This window comes from Streptomyces sp. ADMS, assembly GCF_033441795.1.
GTDB lineage: Bacteria > Actinomycetota > Actinomycetes > Streptomycetales > Streptomycetaceae > Streptomyces.
Window position 1 is genome coordinate 1 of sequence record NZ_JAVFVX010000405.1, and the last position, 529, is coordinate 529.

Here is a 529-nt window from a genome sequence, read left to right on the forward strand (position 1 = left end):
GTCCCGGTCCTTGGCGGGAGTGTCCTCGAAGGTGTCCGGGACAGGCTCATTGACGATCATATTGTGGGTGACCCTCCGATCTGCGGGGTGGACGGTCGCAGGACGGTCAGGATGTGCGCGGGGCGAGTACCCGGTTCCAGGCGCACATAGTTCGTCCTGCCCCATTGGTAGGTTTCGCCGGTGAGCTCGTCGCGCACCGGCACGGACTCGTGCCGGTCCAGGCCGAGTTGCGGCATGTCCAACGAGACCGTGGCCTCCTGGGTGTGGTGAGGGTCGAGGTTCACGACCACCAGAACCGTGTTCGATCCCCGGCGTTTCGAGTAGACGATCACCGCCTCCTGGTCCGCGTGGTGGAAGTGGAGGTCACGCAGCTGGCGCAGGGCCGGGCTGCGCCGCCGGACCGCGTTGAGCTTGGCTATCAATGGCGCGATGCTACGTCCGTCACGTTCCGCCGACTCCCAGTCGCGGGTACGCAGTTGGTATTTCTCGGAGTCCAGGTATTCTTCGCTGCCCGCGCGCAGCGGGGTGT

General features: G+C 65.6%; 1 protein-coding gene. It reads right to left on the reverse strand.

Annotated elements, in window-relative coordinates:
* Positions 1-56: 56 nt before the first annotated feature.
* Positions 57-529: DUF3459 domain-containing protein (locus tag RB628_RS41285; RefSeq protein WP_318325757.1), on the reverse strand; the 473-nt coding region annotated here is incomplete at its 5' end.